Annotated in this window: 19 protein-coding genes; 3 read left to right on the top strand and 16 right to left on the bottom strand. The window is 69.1% G+C overall.

Annotated elements, in window-relative coordinates:
• The coding region (locus tag DEJ09_RS16100) for an IucA/IucC family siderophore biosynthesis protein (protein ID WP_309146932.1) at positions 1-1,497 on the top strand (1,497 nt) is incomplete at its 5' end.
• 11 nt (positions 1,498-1,508) lie between these two features.
• Positions 1,509-2,090 carry a hypothetical protein gene (locus DEJ09_RS16105; protein WP_146245750.1) on the top strand — a complete coding sequence of 194 codons (582 nt, stop codon included), beginning with the start codon at positions 1,509-1,511 and terminating at the stop codon, positions 2,088-2,090.
• Between the two features lie 16 nt (positions 2,091-2,106).
• Here DEJ09_RS16105 and DEJ09_RS16110 read toward each other — a convergent pair whose 3' ends face one another.
• The 14 genes from DEJ09_RS16110 to DEJ09_RS16180 all read right to left on the bottom strand — a co-directional run bounded on the left by DEJ09_RS16110 (position 2,107) and on the right by DEJ09_RS16180 (position 15,831).
• Entirely contained in the window at positions 2,107-2,745 is a 639-nt protein-coding gene (locus DEJ09_RS16110) for a pyridoxal 5'-phosphate synthase (RefSeq protein WP_111089227.1), read from the bottom strand.
• Between the two features lie 68 nt (positions 2,746-2,813).
• Positions 2,814-3,224 (bottom strand): hypothetical protein, encoded by a 411-nt coding sequence (locus DEJ09_RS16115; RefSeq protein WP_111089228.1) that lies wholly within the window; start codon positions 3,222-3,224, stop codon positions 2,814-2,816.
• 22 nt (positions 3,225-3,246) lie between these two features.
• Entirely contained in the window at positions 3,247-7,617 is a 4,371-nt protein-coding gene (locus DEJ09_RS16120) for an FtsK/SpoIIIE domain-containing protein (protein ID WP_111089229.1), read from the bottom strand.
• A 190-nt stretch (positions 7,618-7,807) separates the two neighbouring features.
• The gene (locus DEJ09_RS16125) at positions 7,808-8,488 is read right to left on the bottom strand and encodes a hypothetical protein (protein WP_111089230.1); all 681 of its coding nucleotides are present in this window, start codon (positions 8,486-8,488) and stop codon (positions 7,808-7,810) included.
• A 104-nt stretch (positions 8,489-8,592) separates the two neighbouring features.
• On the bottom strand, positions 8,593-9,135 hold the full coding sequence (locus DEJ09_RS16130) for a hypothetical protein (protein WP_146245751.1): 543 nt from the start codon (positions 9,133-9,135) through the stop codon (positions 8,593-8,595).
• A gap of 120 nt (positions 9,136-9,255) precedes the next feature.
• On the bottom strand, positions 9,256-9,810 hold the full coding sequence (locus DEJ09_RS16135) for a hypothetical protein (protein WP_146245752.1): 555 nt from the start codon (positions 9,808-9,810) through the stop codon (positions 9,256-9,258).
• 11 nt (positions 9,811-9,821) lie between these two features.
• Entirely contained in the window at positions 9,822-10,493 is a 672-nt protein-coding gene (locus DEJ09_RS16140; protein ID WP_146245753.1) for a hypothetical protein, read from the bottom strand.
• Positions 10,494-10,636: 143 nt separating this feature from the next.
• Positions 10,637-11,257: a hypothetical protein gene (locus tag DEJ09_RS16150; RefSeq protein WP_146245754.1), complete on the bottom strand. Its 621-nt coding sequence runs from the start codon at positions 11,255-11,257 to the stop codon at positions 10,637-10,639.
• Complete coding sequence (locus DEJ09_RS16155) at positions 11,254-12,732, bottom strand: hypothetical protein (protein ID WP_111089236.1); 1,479 nt, start codon at positions 12,730-12,732, stop codon at positions 11,254-11,256. Before DEJ09_RS16155 ends, DEJ09_RS16150 begins: the two co-directional genes overlap by 4 nt.
• On the bottom strand, positions 12,725-13,111 hold the full coding sequence (locus tag DEJ09_RS16160; RefSeq protein WP_146245755.1) for a hypothetical protein: 387 nt from the start codon (positions 13,109-13,111) through the stop codon (positions 12,725-12,727). The genes DEJ09_RS16155 and DEJ09_RS16160 overlap by 8 nt, the downstream gene beginning before the upstream one ends.
• Before the next feature lie 74 nt (positions 13,112-13,185).
• Positions 13,186-13,857: a hypothetical protein gene (locus DEJ09_RS16165; protein ID WP_111089238.1), complete on the bottom strand. Its 672-nt coding sequence runs from the start codon at positions 13,855-13,857 to the stop codon at positions 13,186-13,188.
• Positions 13,854-15,092, bottom strand: a complete 1,239-nt coding sequence (locus tag DEJ09_RS16170; RefSeq protein ID WP_146245757.1) for a putative T7SS-secreted protein — start codon at positions 15,090-15,092, stop codon at positions 13,854-13,856. The genes DEJ09_RS16165 and DEJ09_RS16170 overlap by 4 nt, the downstream gene beginning before the upstream one ends.
• 47 nt (positions 15,093-15,139) lie before the next feature.
• A complete protein-coding gene (locus tag DEJ09_RS16175) occupies positions 15,140-15,433 on the bottom strand; it encodes a hypothetical protein (RefSeq protein WP_111089240.1) in 294 nt (97 codons plus the stop codon).
• A gap of 104 nt (positions 15,434-15,537) precedes the next feature.
• On the bottom strand, positions 15,538-15,831 hold the full coding sequence (locus tag DEJ09_RS16180) for a WXG100 family type VII secretion target (RefSeq protein ID WP_111089241.1): 294 nt from the start codon (positions 15,829-15,831) through the stop codon (positions 15,538-15,540).
• A gap of 120 nt (positions 15,832-15,951) precedes the next feature.
• On the opposite strand from DEJ09_RS16180, the gene DEJ09_RS16185 reads away from it, so the two are divergent.
• Positions 15,952-16,461, top strand: coding sequence for an FHA domain-containing protein (locus tag DEJ09_RS16185; RefSeq protein ID WP_181433390.1), 510 nt, complete (start codon positions 15,952-15,954; stop codon positions 16,459-16,461).
• On the opposite strand, the gene DEJ09_RS16190 is transcribed toward DEJ09_RS16185, so the two are convergent.
• Together DEJ09_RS16190 and DEJ09_RS18240 are read right to left on the bottom strand one after the other, a co-directional pair.
• Positions 16,434-17,321, bottom strand: coding sequence for an oxygenase MpaB family protein (locus DEJ09_RS16190; protein WP_111089242.1), 888 nt, complete (start codon positions 17,319-17,321; stop codon positions 16,434-16,436). The genes DEJ09_RS16185 and DEJ09_RS16190 overlap by 28 nt on opposite strands.
• Positions 17,318-17,683, bottom strand: coding sequence for a hypothetical protein (locus tag DEJ09_RS18240; RefSeq protein WP_181433391.1), 366 nt, complete (start codon positions 17,681-17,683; stop codon positions 17,318-17,320). Before DEJ09_RS18240 ends, DEJ09_RS16190 begins: the two co-directional genes overlap by 4 nt.
• Positions 17,684-17,694 lie beyond the last annotated feature (11 nt).

Below are 17,694 nucleotides of genomic sequence, written 5' to 3' on the forward strand. Positions count from 1 at the left end.
GTCGCACCGGACGACCCGGACGCGTCGGCTGGGCAGCTGGCACGGGGGCGGGGCGGGGCCGGGTCCGCCGACGCGTCCGGGTCGTCCGGTGCGACCGATTCGGCTGGTTCGTCCGGTTCGACCGGGGCCGTCGAGGACGTCGTCGCGTCGTTCCAGGACGTCGAGGCGGCGATGACCGAGGGGCACCCGGCGTTCGTCGCCGCCAACGGGCGGATCGGGTTCGGGCTCGACGAGTACCGGGCGTTCGCGCCCGAGTCCGGCGGCCGGTTCCGGTACCGGTGGCTCGCCGCCCGACGCGAGCACACGCACCTGGCGCTCGCCGCGGACCGGACCGAACAGGCGCACTGGGAGTCCGAGCTGTCGGCGGCGGTCCTGGCCGGGTTCCGTGCCACCCTGGAGCGGCGCGGGCTCGACCCCGACGACTACGTCTGGCTGCCCGTGCACCCCTGGCAGTGGCAGCACCGGATCGCCGTGACCTTCGCACCCGACCTGGGCCGACAAGACCTGGTCGACCTGGGCGAGGGACCCGACGAGTACCAGCCGCAGCAGTCCATCCGCACCGCGTTCAACCGCACCGACCCGGCACGCTCGTACGTGAAGACGGCGCTCGCCGTGCAGAACATGGGGTTCCTGCGGGGGATGTCGCCCGCCTACATGCGGAACACCCCGGCCGTGAACGACTGGGTCGAGTCGATCGTCTCCGCCGACCCCACGCTCGCCGCCGCCGGGTTCTCGGTGCTCCGGGAGCACGCCGCCATCGGCTACACGGGCGACGCCTACCACCGGGTCGACGTGTCCTCGCCGCAGCGCAAGATGCTCGCGGCGCTGTGGCGGGAGAGTCCGCTGCCACGGGTGGCGGACGGCGAGCGACTGCTGACGATGGCGGCGCTGCTGCACCGGGACGCCTCGGGGAACGCCGTCGTATCAGCGCTGATCGAGGCCTCCGGTCTGCCCGCCGACGTCTGGGTCCGGCGCTGGCTCGACGCCTACCTGCTGCCCGTCGTGCACTGCCTGACCGTGCATGACCTGGTGTTCATGCCGCACGGCGAGAACCTGGTGCTCGTCGTGCGCGACGGCGTCGTGGTCCGGGCCGTGATGAAGGACATCGGCGAGGAGGCCGCGGTGCTCGGTCGGCACGACGACCGTCCGGTCCCCGCCGACATCGACCGGATCGTGCACCCGGTGTCCGACGACGAGGCCACGCTCGCGGTGTTCACCGACGTGTTCGACGGGGTGCTGCGGTTCGTCGCCGCGATCCTCGACGACGACGCGGTGCTGCCGGAGTCCCGCTTCTGGCAGGTCGTGGGGGAGTGCATCGACGCCCACGCCGCCGCGCACCCGGACCGCCGTCGTCCCCTGGACCTGCGGGTGCCGACGTTCGAGCACTCGTGCCTGAACCGGTTGCAGCTGCGGAACACCCTGTCGATGGTGGACCTGGCGGACCAGTCGGCGTCGCTCATCCGGGCGGGGGAGATGGTGAACCCGATCGGGCGGTAGGGGCACGCGGCGTGAGCGAGACTGGTCCGATGGAGACCGGTGCGGGCGCGGGTGTGGGGGCGATCTCGGTTGCGATCGAGGACGTCGCCGAGGCACGCTGCGTCCTCGCTCGAGCGTCGCACCGTGCCGAACGCGTCGCGGGCATCGGATGGGTGCTCGGCGTCCTGGGGTTCATCGTCGGGGTCTCCGGCATCGATCGCATCCCCACGGTCGATCCCGACGCTGGACCGTGGGTCGTGACCGTTGCGGCGATCGGCCTCGTGGTGATCGGGTACCTCGCCGCCCACTGGATCACCCGGAACCCACGGGCGGAACGGTCCGACGCCGCAGCAGAGCGCATGCTCGTGGCGACACGCGCCGGAGGATTCCCGGAGCTCGATCCGAAGAGCGTCCGGCGCGCGTTGCGCGAGGACGACAACGGGCCCGCGCCGTGGTTCGATCCCGAACTCGGGCCGCACTCGTGGCCGGTGTGGCGGATCGGTACCGTCGACCCAGCGGAGAGCCACTTCGTGATCGCGGAGCGATCGAACGATGCTCGAACGCTCACGGTCCGAGTCGAACCCGCTCAGCCGGCGTGGTGGTCCAGGGACTGAACGCCGACCGTCGGCCTCAGGGCTGGAGGCGTGTGGCCGTCCAGGCGCCCTCGGCGAGTGCGTACTGCAGTCGTCGGTGCATCCGGTCACGGCTGCCGTGCCAGAACTCCACGATGTCGGGCTCGAGACGCCAGGCAACCCATCGTGCAGGTCGGGGGACGTCGTCGCCGGAGTCGTCGAGCAGGTCGTTCGCGTCGTCGATCAGGTCCTGCAGGGTGCGGGGTTCGAGCACGGCGGACTGATCGGCGATGGCCGTCGCGGCGCGAGACTTCGGGGAGCGGTCCGCGAACAGGGCGTCGGACTCGGCATCCGACAGCCGGACCACGTGGCCCTCGAACCGGAGCTGCTGCATCGTCTCGCGCCAGTACGCCTGCAGGGCTGCGTGCGGGTTCTCGGCGAGCTGCCGGCCCTTCGGGCTGTCCTCCGACGTACCGAAGACCAGTCCGTTGGTCGCAATCCCCTTCACGTCGACGGTGCGAGCGGACACGCGGCCGTCGGCACCGGCCGTGGCGAGGGTCATCGAGAGTGGCTCGGAGACCTCCCGGTCCTTCGCCGCGGACAGCCACTCGCGAGCGAGGTCGAGCGGAGACGCTGGCGGGTTGTCGAACTCGGGCAGGTGCAGGGAGTCGTCACCGGAGAGTGGGGCAGAGGACATGTACCCACCCAACCGTGCGCGGGGGCTCGGTGTTCAGGGAGTAACGGACGGTCGTCGCCGGCACCCGGTCAGGCGTCGGGGAACTTCGCTTCGACGAACGCGCGTTGCGCCTGCACGGTGCCGAGGTGTTCGTCGGCCGGGGCGAACACATCGACGAGGTCCTTGAACCGAGGCCGACGACCGCGGCGGAGTCGGTACGCCCGCATGCCACCGCCCTGCTGTCGCGCCATCCCACTCGGCCACACGTCGACGCGTGCCCCCTGCACGCCCAGGAGCCAGCCCTCGTCGTCGAGCGCCTCGCGCACCAGGCTCAGTGCCTCGAAGGCGTCGTACGCCGTGGCCGTGTGCTCTGCGCCCAGCAGCAACACGGTCACGGTGTAGCGCACCTGATGATCGGGGTTCGTCAGGTCCATCTCGACGATCACGGTCGCCGGCGCGCTCGTGCCGTTCCGGTACGCGATCCGGTCGTGCGTCGTCATCGCCGCTTGCCGTGTCGACGTGTCACGGCGTCGGGACCTGCACCGACACGAGCTCACCGTTGCCGAGGTGCACGATCGCGGAACCGACCTGGACGCGCTCGACGATGCTGCTCCGCGGCAGGCGCATGCCGAGCAGGTCGCCCTCGGTGATCGCCTGGGGGCTCAGCAGCGCTCCCGAGCGGTTGCGCTTCATGTCGACCTGCCAGCCGGTGAACCCGACACCGAACTCGGCGGTCAGTCCGGCTGCGACGATCGCCTGACCGTTGTCGGCCGCACGCTTGACGAACCCCTGCAGCCAGCTCTTCGCCGGGGCGTCCTTGACGAGCTCGGCGTCGTCGATCACCAGGACGCGTCGACCGGGCTGCCCGTCGAACAGGGGTGCGAGGTCGTCCTCGGTCAGATCGGCACCCTCGTGTGCCGCCAGGACACCCGGTTCCGCGGCCAGCGCACGGAGCGGGGACTGCCGCGGGGTCACGAGCACGACCTCGCCACCCTCGCGCAGGACCGAACGGGTCATCGAGAGCAGGACGGCGCTCCGTCCGGACTTCGCGGGTCCACCGACGACGAACGAACCGGCCGCGGCCAGGTCAGGCCCGATCGCGGTGAGGTCGTCGCCGCCGATGCCGACCAGACCGAACAGGCCGGCGTCGTCATCGCGCATCTCCCATGCCCGCTCGAACGGCACCGGGCCGGACAGCTGGTCGACGCGGAAGGGACGTCGGCTGCGTTCGACGGCCAGGTCGCGTTCGTTCGCGAAGGTGGCGAGGGCCGTGATGGCGGCGGCCTGCGACTGCCCGGTGCCGGCTGCGGCGAGCAGCGCGATCTGTGTCTCCGTCGCGGACTCGGAGGCGAACGCGCGTCCGTCGGGGACCTGCTCCGGCAGCTTCCGCGGGTTGAGCGACGCCAGCCCGTAGTCGCCCCGGTCCGACAGCCGGAGGACGAGCTTGTCCTCCACCAGGGTGGCCATCCGACTCGAGAGCAGCTGTCGGTCTCCGGTGACGACCAGGTGGATGCCGACGCTGGCGCCTTCGCGGAGCAACGTCATCACCTGGTCGGTCGGAGCGCCGTGGTCGAGCTCGCCGAGTGAGCCGACGAAGCCCTCCCAGCGGTCGAGCATGAAGACGATGTGCGGCAGACGTTCCGCCGGCACGACGGCCGCGGCACGCTGCTCGACGATGCTGGCGAAACCGCCGTCAGCCAGCACCTGCTGGCGCCGGGCGAGCTCCTGGGCCAGCTTGGTCAGCAGCCGCTGCGCTCGTTCGGTCTGGACACGCTGGACGACGGCGCCGGCGTGCGGGAGCGCCTGGATCGGCAGCAGCGCGCCGTTGCCGCAGTCGAGCGCGTACACGTGGACGTCGGCCGCCGAGGTGTTTCGGGCGATGGCTGCCGCGAGGGTCCGGAGCACCTGCGACCGGCCGCTCCGCGGGGCACCCACGACGTAGAGGTGCCCGTCGGAGTCGAGGTCGAGGCTGCGCACACGCTGCGCCTGCTCACCGGGGAAGTCCTGCAGCGCGAACGGCAGCGGACCCACCCGTGCATCCGTGGCGGTGCTGTCGTCGAGTTCCCACGCGCGGTCGTTGAGGTCAGTGAAGAGCAGCGTCTCCGGCAGGGCATCGAGCCAGGGACGGTACGGAGCCGGACCGCCGAGCTCCACCGCGGCCTCGGTCACGGCGCCGACGAGCTCCTGCAGGTCGGTTCGCTCGTCGGTGTGCTGCACCTCGGACTTCGGTGGTGCGGGCGGTGCGGTACCGAGCGCCGACCACGAGACCGCACCTGCCCAGACCTGCTTGCGCTGGGTCGACTGTCCGGGGCGACGGCCACCGACGCGACCCGACTGGAACGGCAGCAGCGCCCCGGCGCCCAGACGGATGTACCCGCGGCCGGGGGTGCTCTTCTGGATCTGGGCCGCGTCGCCGGCGTCGATCACGTCGGTGCTCTCGCTCGAGTCGGTGACCCGCAGTGCGATCCGCAGGTTCGTGTTCGCGCGGATGTCGTTCGAGACGACACCGGTCGGACGCTGCGTGGCGAGGATCAGGTGGATGCCGAGGGATCGACCGCGCTGGGCGATGTTCACCAGGCCGGTCACGAAGTCGGGCAGCTCCCGCACCAGGCTCGCGAACTCGTCGATGACGATGAGCAGCCGCGGCATCGGCGGCAGCGGTTCACCACGACCGAGGCGGTCGAGGTAGTCCTCGATGTCCTTCGCTGCCGCATCGGCCAACAGGTGCTCACGACGACGGAGTTCGGCACCCAGGGACTCGAGCGCTCGCTCCACCAGGTGCGTGTCGAGGTCGGTCACCATGCCGACGGTGTGCGGCAGCGGCGCGAAGTCGCGGAAGGCAGCCCCGCCCTTGTAGTCGATGAGGACGAAGTTCATGCCCTCTGGAGTGTTGGTCGCCGCGAGCGACGCGACGATCGTCTGCAGGAGCTCGGACTTGCCCGAACCCGTCGTGCCGGCGACGAGGCCGTGAGGGCCGTCCTTCCGCAGGTCGAACGCGAACGGTCCGTCGAGGCTCTCGCCCACGACGACCTCGGTGGTGCGTGGGCGCACGGACCACTTCCCGGTGATCGCCCGGGCCGTCGGCGGTTCGAGCAGCATGACGTCGAGCAACCGCGACGACGTGGGCAGTCCGCCGGCGTCGCTCTCGTCATCGGCGTCGACCATCGGCGCCACCGCTCGGGCGACCGTCTCGAACCAGCCGTCCGGGATCCGGTCGGGCCGCACGTCGGTGACCGTCGCCTGGCGCTGCGCGGCGACCCGGATGCGTTCCGGCCCGACGGTGACGACGACGGAGCACTCCTCGGGCAGCAGCCGTGCCTCTTCCTCGATGCAGATCGCTCGGACGCCGACAGCCGGCCCTTCCTTGAGGATGCGGATCAGACCGGGCAGCGCTCGGAGCCGCCGGGCGCCGTCGAGCACGACGACGATGTCCGGACCGGGGATCCCGCGCATGTTCGACTCACGCATCGCCCGCTGTCGCGCGTCGATCAGCTGACCGACTTCGGCCACCCGGGCGCCGAGCGTCTCGGCGTCGTTGCCGATCGCGATCACGGCGTCCTGCCCGAAGCCTGGTCGGGCCTGCGGGATCCACCGCAACCACGCCCACTCATCGGCCGACCGGGCGTCCGTCAGCACGACGAACTGCGTGTCACGCGGACTCTGGAGCACCGCGAGCTGCGCCACGAACCACGACGTCAGGTGCCGCGTGTGCTCGTCTCGGCCCGCGACGCCGACGACGCCCTGCACGCCGAGGTCGACGATCACCGGCACGTCCTCTGCCAGCTTGTCGACCGCGCGACGGTGCTCGAGCGCCGACGGGTCCTCGAGCACGACGCCGGACGGGACGTCAGCGGTCCCGACGCGGAGCGTCAGGTAGTCGGGATCGGTCCGGCGGCGCTCCCACAGGCGAGCGCGACGCCGCAACGCGACGTCGAGGACGGTCGCGGGGTCTGGTGCGCTCGTCCGCAGCTCGCGCTGGTACCGGACCACTGCCTCCAGGGCGTCGGCCTCGACCGCCTTCTTGGTCTCTTCGTACTCGGCAACGCGCTGCTTGTGGGTCTTCTTGCCGTTCCGACGGTCCCACCAGGCGTTGCCGAACATGATGATCGGCGACATCAGACCGAACGCGAGGTACGCAACGTTGTGGAAGATCGAGATCATCACGGCGGCCATGCCGAGCGGCGCGAGCGCCGCGATGATCGGGATGGACCGACGTGACTGCTGCGCCGGCACGGCCGGCAGCTTGAACACGGACGGGTGGTCCTCGGGCAGGAGCCGCGGCGGCCGGGTGTAGTCGAGCGAGCCGCCACCGGCGGTCAGGGTGATCGCCGCTCGGTCGGCGTCCGGCACCGCGACCGACAGCAGGGTGTCGCCGATCGTGACGATGCTGCCCGGCTCGACCGGGGTCTCGTCGTCGACCTCGGTGCGGTCCACCAGCACCGTGGAGCCTTCGGTCGGCGTGATCGTGAACCGACGGTTGAGGTCGAGCCGCAGGATCGCGGCGTACTCCGGTGCGCTCCGGTCCGGCAGGGGCACCGTCGCATCGGGCGCCGAACCGACGTGCGCGATGCCCGCATCGAGCACCACCACCGTGCCGGCACCCGGTCCGCCGACGATCCGCACGCTCGGCAGGTCCCCCGGCAGGGGCAGCACCGGTGCCGGTGCGCCGAACGTCAGCCGAGCGCCCTCGAGCAGCACACCGTCACCGATGCGTGCGTGCGGGGTGGTCGGGACGGAGTCGACCGCGACGTCGACGATCGACGTGGCCCCTTGCCCGAGCCGCTTGGCGACGATCTCGACGATCTCGCCGAGCAGGGTGTCCTCGTCGCACTCCACCACGAAGTCGGCGGAGGCGCTCGACGGAAGGTGGCTCGCGGTGAACGTCAGGCGCACGTGGAGCGCCCCGCACCGGAGATCGTGGTCGTCGTGGTCGCAGCGCGGTGGTCGGACGAGGCCCCCCGCAGCGTCATGCTGCCGCTCATGGCCTGATTCTCGCAGGTTCTCCGGTCCGGCAGGCGCGGCCCGGTCGTCCCTGTGGAGACCGAGTGCGGTCTGGAGGCGCGGTGGAGGAATCGGGGTCGGGTCACGTCGTGCGCTTCTCAGGGATCAACCGCGACCACAGCGGGCTGGTGGCGAACTGGGCGATCAAGACCAGCGAAACGACGAACAGCACGTTGACGGTCAGCGGGAACCAGCCGGGGCGTGTCTCGGTCATCCCGAACGACTGCAAGAACAGGTAGAAGAGCTCGGCAGCTCCGGCACCGCGTCCGCGGATGCTCGTCGGCATGGCGAGAGGGTGCGGCGTGATGGTGACGCTGAGGAACGCCAGCGTGATGCCCAGCACCCCGGCGGCCAGGGACAGCGTCCGGACGCGCTTGCGTGGGTTCTCGCCGGACTCTCGGACGGCCTTGTTGACGAGATCGAGGGTGAATGCGATCCCCAGGGCCACGGCCACCGCGGACACGACCGCGAGCACACCGAAGCTCGCGAAGACGATGCCGAGTCCGGGGTCTATCAGCACCGCGTCGACGGCGACGGCCAAGCGGCTCGGCGCGGGGATGAGGGCAAAGTCGAGCGCGAGCACGATCAGGGCGTGGCCGGCGACGATGGTGCACGCTGCTCGGAGGAACTGCCGACGCGTTGGCCGGCCGCCGAAGAGCAGCATGACGAAGAAACAGAGTCCGATGGCGCCGCAGACGAAGGCGAGGATGATGGAAGCCGGCCACCGTGGAGCGTCGCCGCGGAACGCTATCCACGCCGCCACAGCGCTCCAACTGACCGCGGCCACCGTCCAGAACCACCGCAATCGCGCGGGCTGTGACATCGGTCGCTCGGTCAGCGCAGTGAGACGATCGACATACACGGGGATCAGACCGCCTTGAGGGATCGGGCGAGTTGCTCGACATCGGGCTGGACCGGCTCGAGGTACTCCGGCGGGAGTTCGACACGGAGTTGGACGGACAGGCGGTCGCACCGGAACCCAGCGACATGACCGACGACGTCCTGACCGCGCTGGAGTTCGGCTCGCCACCCCTCGATGCCTGGAGCGATGACTGCCGGTGATGCGAGGCCGACCACGACGTCGCTGCTGTACCCTGGGCCGACGAGGCGGCGGAGATGCGCGGTCAGGTCCGGCTCGGCCGGTTCCCACCGGACGCGGACCAAGAGGACCTCGGCCGGGAGCGCTGCCCGATGGATGAAGTACTGCTCGTTCGGTTGGGTCGCCTGTGCCACTGAACCGAAGAGCGTCTGGAGGAACATCTGCTTCGGATGCGGGCTGAAGACCTTGCGCGGCAGAATGTCCCGCACCGTCGGTTGCGCCCACTTCATGATCTTCTTGCTGGGGGCGTGGCCGAGGTTGTTCGGTACGGGCAGCCATGCTCCGTCGACTCCCCGGGCTACGATCTCCAATTCAGTCGTCCCCTGCCTGTTTGATTCGCTTTCGGAGGTCGCGAGGCAGAGCGAGACCTGTGACCCTGCGCGAGGGTTACGGCGTTCAGGGCTTCTCCTGACCACGGCGAGAGGAGTTCATCAGCCCGCCAGGCGAATGCGCTGGAGGAGATCAGCAACTGCCCCTTGGATGGCGCGCAACGCGCGGCCGTCGACGTCCACCTTGACTTGCACGCCGATGTCGTCGAGCGGGAACGCTGCAATGTAGCCGTGCTCGGAGTGATCGCGAGTGATCGAGGTGCGAAGTCCACTGGTTCCCAACGGGGACAACCACTCCGCGGGAGTGCCGAGTGTGGTCTGCTTCAAGTCCGGCGTTGCGAGCTCGAGGAGCGTCTGCCGCGGGGAGTTTCCCAACCTCACCCACCGCAGCCGAACCGGCAGGAACTGGTCCGGAAGAGTTGCCCGGAGGACGTAGGCTCGCTCGTTGCGGCTGGTCATGGCAGCAGCGGCGGCGAGCGAAGCCTGTATCGGGAACTGTTGTGGATCCTGCCCGAAGAGCCGCTTCGGGAGAACTGACCGGGCAGCAGATGCAGCCCACTTGGCGATCTTCCGGTCAGAAGCGTTCTGGAAGTCGTTCGGAACGACGATCCAGTCCTCCTCTGCTCCGGGTACGTACAACGAGACCCGGTGGGTCAACCTGACGGCTGTCACTCTGCGCCCGGGGTCACCACGAGCCCGAGGGCGAACTGACCGACCAGCGGCGCAGCGAACGACTCGTCCGTGCGCTTCGGGATGACCGTCGTCAGGACCGCGGTGATGGGCTCGGTGAGCTGCTCGATGGGCTGGACCCAGCGGATCATCGTGGAAGGGGCCGCGCGTCGGAATCGGGAAGATGCTGGTGTCTCCGTCCGGTCGAGGATCCGTGTCGCCGTCCTGAGCGCCGTCGTCACCGTCGAGACATCCGGCTGTCCGGTTCGGTTGGGAACGGGCGCAATCGCCTCGTCGACCGCACGGTCAGCCGCCTCGAGACCGCGCTCGTACTGGACGATCGTGTAGGCAATCATCTCGACGGTCGGGGCGTCGGTTGTGAGGACGAAGAAGTCGTGGGCATCGAACGCATCACGGAGGTGTGCCAGTTCGCGCATCTCTGCTTCGATGGCGGCGGCCCGCTTCGGGACCCGGCACTGTGCGTGCCGGATCGCGTTCGCGGCGGCGTCTCGTCCCGTCGTCTCAGGATCACCGTCGATGAACTTCGTCCAGGCGTTCACGTAGTCGAATTCGAGCCCCATCAGGCCTCCGTCGTCGAGTGTTCGGTCCCTCGGCATCCTGTGCTGAACATCCGGCGCGGCAGGATTTCCCGCACCGTCAGTCGCGCCCACTTCATGATCTTCTTGCTGTGGACGTCGCCGAGGTTGTTCGGTCCGGGCAGCCATGCCTCGTCGACTCCCTGGGCCACCCCGCTGAAGGGCCGAGTGTCGTCGTCCACCCCTCGCACGACGGGGACCGCACTGCTCGAATCCACTCACTTGTCGCCTCGAGCGTGGGACTCGTCGGCGGATCCATGAGGCCGTTGACTGATGTCGAGGGCGAAGCGATCGATCTCCGGTACCGCGATCTCTGCGTCTGTTTCATCGGGGATCATCCCGGTGACAAGGCACACGCGGTCACGGACGCCTTCTTGGTACGGCAGAACCCAACGGACGGATACCATCGTCGGCGCGCGACGGAAGAGGCCGCCCGCCTCCGGTTTGTGCCTCAGATGGATTCTTGTACCGAGCCCGAGCAATGTCTGGGTGCTTGAGATGGCGGGGTCGGCGAGCAAACGCCCGACGCGACGCTCGTCCCAAGCATCTTCGACGATTCGCTCAAGGCTGTTCTCGTCGTCGACGAAGTGTACGGAGACGGAAGCGAGGACGCGGGTCGTCGGCGTGATCGACGTCAAGACCGCGAAGTCAGGCGCGCTCACTCGTTCCTGGTAACGGGCGAGTTCAGTGAGTCGTCCGCGCAGCTGTTCGCTGTCGCGCCGCTTGAGTGGTTTGGGGGAGTCCTTCTCGAGTGCTGATGCAATGAGATCGGCCTCGTATTCCGGCGAGCCCGGCGCCATGAACGTCCAAGCTGGACTCGTACGGAAGTAGATCGTCATCTGCCTGTCCCTTCAACCGGCGGTGCTCCGCTTGCCCACCAGGACGGCAACCGAAGGAATCCGACGCCCTCTATGAGCGACCGACGGCGGTAGGCAACCCACATCACGGTTGGAACCGAGATGAGGATCGCGATCGCGATGCCGACGAGGTCCCAACGAGCTGAGCGTCCTGCCGAGATGGCGACGAGAAGGCAGACGACCACCAAGGCCACGAGCAGGAGCGCCCGCCCGCGGAGGTGCACGCCGGGGAATCGCTTGCGCCGGACCGGATTATCCCCGACTCGAACAGAGGTCTCGACCCAGCTGATTCGGGCAATGACACCGATATTCACGGCAGCGGCCAGCACACACAGCACCGCAGCCCAAACCTGGCCTGCGCTCGCCGAGATGGCCGCCGCGACGATGGGTACGAGCACCCCTCCGGCAAGCGGGGTCACCCGCGCGACGCACAAGGCGTTCTGCTCGGAGAGGGAACGCTTCGGTTCATCGACGTGCGTGAGCAAACCGAGTGCCACATCTGGCGAATGTCGTGAGTCGGACGCCGCCTTGGTGAGGATCCCGTTTGCGTGGAAGAAGGACCGGAGCCTGTCGCTCCCCTCCGGGTACCACAAAGCCGCGCCGAGCTGGAGACGCACGGTGCCGGTGGCGTCGAGAAGGAGGGCGCAACCACCGTTCTGATCCGAGAAGACGACGTTGGACACCGCGGCCGATGCCGAGGTCGACCGCGCCGTCTCCATGCGGTGCCACAGCCCCTGACCGTCAACGACTACAAGACGGCCTCGCTCGTCGACTCCGATCGATGCGTTTTCTGCGAACCATCTCGGACCGGATGGCTTCACCTCACGGCGGAAAGCGACCGCCGCTTCTGTGACCCGCTTCCGCCCGCGCACGACGCTGACGCTCGCAGCGATCGTGGCCAACGACATCACGAGCTGGGGCACGCTCCACAGTGCGGGAGGGAGGACATGCGCAAAGGCAGCGACCAGCAGAGCGGCTGCAGCCGAAAGTGGAAGGAGCACGCCACTTCCGAGGAGCAAGACACGTGTGGTTCGTTCCGCCCGGCTGACCGCCGATTTCGGCAGCGGGAGGATGACGGATGCACGCTGATCGATCGCGGACGTGGAGGGCGTGGCCCCGAAACGCTCGACGAGCGTGGAGAGTCCGCTCGATTCGAGAGCAACTGGCAAGCTCGCGGCCAATGGTGGCGCCATCCACCACGCATCGATCGGGATGACGAACGTCTGACCTCGGTCGTCTTGCACGGCGACCGCACCGTTGCCTGGTTTGGACAGGAGACTTCGCGGCACGTCCATCCAGTCGAGAACTCGAGCGGAAACGATCTTGCCCGTGAGCGGCACAAGCCCCTCCGTCGTCTGCGCCACAAGGCAGTGATCGACGAGCAAGAGCACTTCGTACTGGCCCCGAGACGAGCGGCGGTCGCTGAGGAGCGCTGCGTGCGCGATCGTTTCAGTCATCGAACTCCACGCGGAGTGCAGCCGCTGCAAGGTCGACGATCTCGGCAACGTAGTCCGCAAGCACGAGGAACAGCGTATGGGAAGAGAGCACGAGCAGATGGGTACCACTGACCCAGGACCACAGCACCTCATCGACGACGACTGGCAGACCTTCGTCGCGCGTGAGCGTGGATCGCCCGCGCAATCGGAGCGCCGGGCCTGCCGCGGTGTCTCGGTACTCCTCGTCAGAGCTCGTAGCAGCCCGGTTCCCTCGGAGCGTGTTGCGAACTTCTCCTGGCGTCTTGCCCTCGAGTTCGACCCACCACGCCGCCATCTCACCGACCTCGTGGTCAGACAGAACCACCGACCACCGGGCCTGTGCATCGTCCGAGTCGGCCACACTGGAGTCGATCGTTAGCGCCCCGCTGCCCCCGAGAACGATCGGGAGGGACGTAGGGAGAACCAGTTGCACGGTCAATCGTCGCCGTCCCACGTGAAGCCAGCCATCAGGAGGTCGAAATGGTTCACCCGAGCCTCCAGGTGTTCGGCTCCGACGAAGCGACCGCTGAGCACTGCGAAGAAGTGTGCCGCCCCCGGCGCCGGGAGCAGGTACGTCACAGCAGTCCGTGACTCGTGCTTCGGGAGCTCCCCAAGTGCTCGGCCGATCTCGCCGAGAGCAGCGGAAGCTTCTGCGGCCGCTGCCACGAGGCTGACCCGCTCCGCTGCCGTCGAGGGCTCGAGGTCGAGTACGTCGTCTTGACGCATGCGGACCGCGCGGCCTGCCGGGATGTCGAGGGCGAACACGTCCTCATCGGTGACAGACATCCCGTCGGCGAGCTTTTCGAGTTCGGCGATGCCGAAGCCCGGGCCCAAGTAGGTCAGGCCGACTGTGAACATCATCGCGAGACGCGCACCAGCCACGACGGCGCTGAAGGTGTAAATGTCAACCGAACCCGCGTCCAGCGCTGTTGCGAACGCTCGTCGGGCATCATCGATTAAACGGTGTCGAGCTTGGACGATCCTCGGGTCATCGCCGGTCATGACCTCGGGAGCCCACGCAGCGATGAATCGCTTCGCCGCGGTCGAATCGGCCAACCCGTAGCGACGCCAGCCCTCGGGGAGGGTGAGACGGTAGCGCACGGTCACAGCGACCCGACATGCACTTCGGACTTCGTCGCCCAGTAGTCCTGCCACCCGTTACGAAGGTCGTTGCCGAGGTCGCCCATGCCGTTGAGCTGGTCGTATGCTCCGATTCCCCCGACACCGGCCTGACCCCAGGCGCCAACGCTCATGGGCATCGTCAGCTTCTTGATTGCCTCGGTCGGCTCAGCCAGCGACTTGAGCTCGTGGATCTTGTAGACGTTGCCGACCGGCGTCTCGCCGATCAGCGCGGTCTTCTTGCTACCGAGCACGTCGTCGACGGCGTCCAGCGTCGATGAGCGTGCCCGCAGGAAGGACGAAGCCTCATCGGCGATCGAGCCGCCCCGCGCCGCGGTGGTCCTCGCTCCCATGAGGCCGCCAGATTCGGCAACGGCGGTCCGGAGGGCGGGCATCGCCTTCATCACGAGCTTGCCGGCCGCGCCCCCGACAGCGGAGAGCGCCAGCATGCCTGCCGCTTTCGCGACCTCGCCGCCAGAAACGTCCCCGGCGAGACCCTGCAGAGCCGTGATGCCGAAGGACAATGCCGATACAGCGACCCCGATTGCGAGGGCGATCGGCATGAACGCAGGGAAGATGACGCCAGCCAGGAGCAGAACCGGCATGACGAACGTGCTGACGAAGTCCAGAGCGTCCTTGATGACGTTGAGCACCCCCCGCGCATCGTGGATCGCCTGCTTCACGTGGTCGAACCAGCCGTCCTTCAGCCCGTCGTCCGCGCCGGAACGGATGCGATCGGCGACCCGGCTCGCGAGGTCCCCGTACTCGCCTTCCTCGCCGAACCGCCCCGCGAGACGGAAGATGATCGCCTTCGCTGCGTCGATGTCGCTCTGCGCAGCGTCCACCGCCCGGTCCTGCGCGTCGACCTGGTCCTGGTGCTCCGGCGTGTCCGGCGCGGCGGTCAGGGTCTGGCCGGCGGCGGCTCGGTGCGCGTCCTGGGCCTCTTGCGCCCGGGCGAGGGCAGCATCGGCTTCCTGCTGGATGCCCTCGAGCCCGTTCGCCCAGTCGTCGAGCGCCGCGGCGAGTTGGGTGTAGCGACCCTTTGCCTTCTCGATGGCGCCGGCGAGGTCACCGGCCGAGTCGCGGAACTTGGTACCCGACTCGCTCTCCCAACCCTCGCCGTCCTTGAGGGAATTGAGGCGGTTGACCTGCTCGGTGATGGCCCGTTCGATCGAACGAGCGCCCGATGCGGACTGGCGGATCTCCGTGGGATCGCCGGGCACCGGGTCGATCGGCAGGTCGACGGCGCTCCAGTCGGTGGGACGCGCCATCAGCTGTCCTTCCCGAGGATCTTGTTGGCGAGTTCGACCTCGGTCTGCGTGAAACCGTCGTGTGCGCTCTCAGCCATCTCGGCGACCGCCTTGATGGACTCTTGGAGTCGCCCCCGGCGGATGTCCCAGTTGCTGGCGAACTCATCGATCGCACTGACGATGGTCGACGAGCCGACTCCGGACTTGTAGTCAGCAGCAGTCGAGGCGACGTGTTCGAAGTCGCCGTGCAGCCGCGAGAGATCAGCTGCCAGGCCGCCGATCATGTCGAGATCGAGTTTGAGCGTGCCGCCCACGGTCCCCCCGTTGGTCAAGTCGTCATTCGAAGTGTGTGCTGCCGGAGCAGCGAGAGCGGTGGCCGACGCCCGAAGACGCCGGCCACCACCGTTCCGAGCCGGTCTCAGCCGATGCTGGACGCGAGCTGCTCGTCGGTCGACTCGAGGGTGTTCGCCGCGCTCTCGAGGAACCCGGCCATGCCGTCGATGGCCTGGATCGTCTGCGTCGCGCCGGAGTTGAACTCCGAGTACGTCGAGTCGAAGGCCTTCGAGGACTTGTCGGTGACGTAGCCCGACGAGACGAGGTTGTCGATCTGGCTCTTGAGCTGGCTCAGCTGGTCTTCGATGGCCTTCTGGCCGTTGCGAAGCTGCGAAGCCTGGTTGCGAAGATCGTCGTAGGTGACGTTGACATTGGCCATGGCGCATGCCCTCCCGATGCGTATGTGAAGTACCGGGCGACCCCCGGCGCGGTTCGACCATACTTGATCGCGTTGCATCTCGCACCACTTCTGAACAATCACCAGAACGAGGGGTACACGGTGGCTCGACGCCGGAAGGACGACGACACTCCGAAGCGCCCGGTGGTCACGCGTGCCGACGTCGAGCGCGACCGGCAGGCCGGGTACCTGTCCCGTGCCTGGGTGCTGCCCGCGGCTCCGGTGTCGGACGACGAACCGGACGCCGTCGTCCGGACGGAGCAGCCGCTGCCGACGATCGGCATCGTGCCGCGACTCGTGCTCGAGGTCGCGCCGGGCACCGTCGTGCCGCTCGACCAGCCGGTCGTCGTGGGGCGACGGGTCCCGACCGCGCCGGGGCGACGAGCCGTGTTGCTCGACGACCCGGGGAAGTCGGTGTCGCGCGAGCACGCCGCGATGCGGCCGACCGGGGACGGCGGCCTGGTGGTCGAGGACCTCGGATCCTCGAACGGCACGGTGGTCGTCCGCGCATCCGGTGCGCAGGAACCCAGCGTGGGCGGCGCACAGGTCATCGCCCGGCCCGGTGACGTCGTGATGGTGGGGGACTACGCCGTGCGGGTACTCGCAGGCTGACCAGCACCAGCACCAGCACCAGCAGCGGCCGTCGCGTACCGCTCCGCGGTCCGCCGCATCGCCCGCAGCAGCAACGGCCCCGGCAGCCGCAGCAGCACCCTCGGCACGAGCGCCCGCACCCCGGCCACCACCCGGACGGTGCGCCGGAAACGCCGTTCCTCTCGCGGCCCCCACGCGAAGCCGTACGCCGTGCGCACCCGTTCCGGCAGCATCCCCACGGTCACGATGCGGACGAGGGGCATCGCCGCCCGCACCCACAGCGGCGCGAACCGCGGGTGCAGCAGGTCGCGGACGACCCCGCGGGCGTCGTCGGTGACCTCGAGCCCCTCCAGCGTCCGCTGCCAGTACCGGTCGAACGCCGCCACCGAGGTCGGCCAACGCTCCGGCGGCACCCGCAGTGCGGTGGCGATCGGAGCGTAGGCGGCGAGGACCTGCTCGGCGCGGGCCGCGGAGACGCGTGTGCCGAACAGGTCGTGCGCCCGCCGCGCGGAGTCGAACAGGGTCGCGGCCACCCAGAGCTGCCGGTCGACGTCGTCGGCGCCGGCGACGGGCCGGTGCGCACGGTTGACGAAGCCCGCTGCGGTCGCCGAGTCGGTCTCCGTGCCGATGACGACGGCGTAGACGAACATCAGGGTGTGGGCGAGCCGCTGCTGGGGTCGCCTGGCGAAGTCCGAGTGCCGTCGGACACCGGCCGCGACGACCGGGTCGGCGATCTGCAGCAGGATGGCGCGGCCGCCCGCGGCCACGGGGGTGCTGTCGGCGAGGAACCGACGCAGGTGACGGTCGTGGACGCGACCAGCAGGCGGACGGGAGGCACGGTGCGGGTCGTGTGTCGCGCCTCCAGGCCGTGGGGTGGTCACGCCGCACCCCGTCGGCGTCGCACCCGCAGGACGGGCCGGAGGTCCACGGCGATCGCCGCCAGGAGCACGACCGCGCCGACGACCAGGGCGACCAGTGCGTACGAGGCGTCAACGGGCGCGTCACCGGTCAGGGCGAGGAGCGTCGCGACGAGCCAGATCGCGGGGAGCGGCCAGAGGCGGGTCGGTGATCCGGTGACGACCGCACCGACGACACCGACGACGAGGAGCGGGACCCAGCGGCCACCGGGCTCCGAGCGGGCGGCGAGGTGTGCCGCGGCGGCGACCAGCAGCATCGCCGCGACCGCCAGCAGCCGCGCTGCCGAGGGCATGCTGCGGACGCTGGAGCGGACTCGTCGGAACACGGCCCGATGCT

Source organism: Curtobacterium sp. MCLR17_055 (assembly GCF_003234305.1).
In the GTDB taxonomy this organism is placed as follows: domain Bacteria; phylum Actinomycetota; class Actinomycetes; order Actinomycetales; family Microbacteriaceae; genus Curtobacterium; species Curtobacterium flaccumfaciens.

What these genes read in the sequence shown, in the direction of transcription:
- DEJ09_RS16110 (WP_111089227.1), bottom strand. Translation starts at nt 2,745, where the DNA reads ATGTCCTCTGCCCCACTCTCCGGTGACGACTCCCTGCACCTGCCCGAG.
- DEJ09_RS16115 (WP_111089228.1), bottom strand. Translation starts at nt 3,224, where the DNA reads ATGACGACGCACGACCGGATCGCGTACCGGAACGGCACGAGCGCGCCG.
- DEJ09_RS16150 (WP_146245754.1), bottom strand. Translation starts at nt 11,257, where the DNA reads ATGACGATCTACTTCCGTACGAGTCCAGCTTGGACGTTCATGGCGCCG.
- DEJ09_RS16155 (WP_111089236.1), bottom strand. Translation starts at nt 12,732, where the DNA reads ATGACTGAAACGATCGCGCACGCAGCGCTCCTCAGCGACCGCCGCTCG.
- DEJ09_RS16180 (WP_111089241.1), bottom strand. Translation starts at nt 15,831, where the DNA reads ATGGCCAATGTCAACGTCACCTACGACGATCTTCGCAACCAGGCTTCG.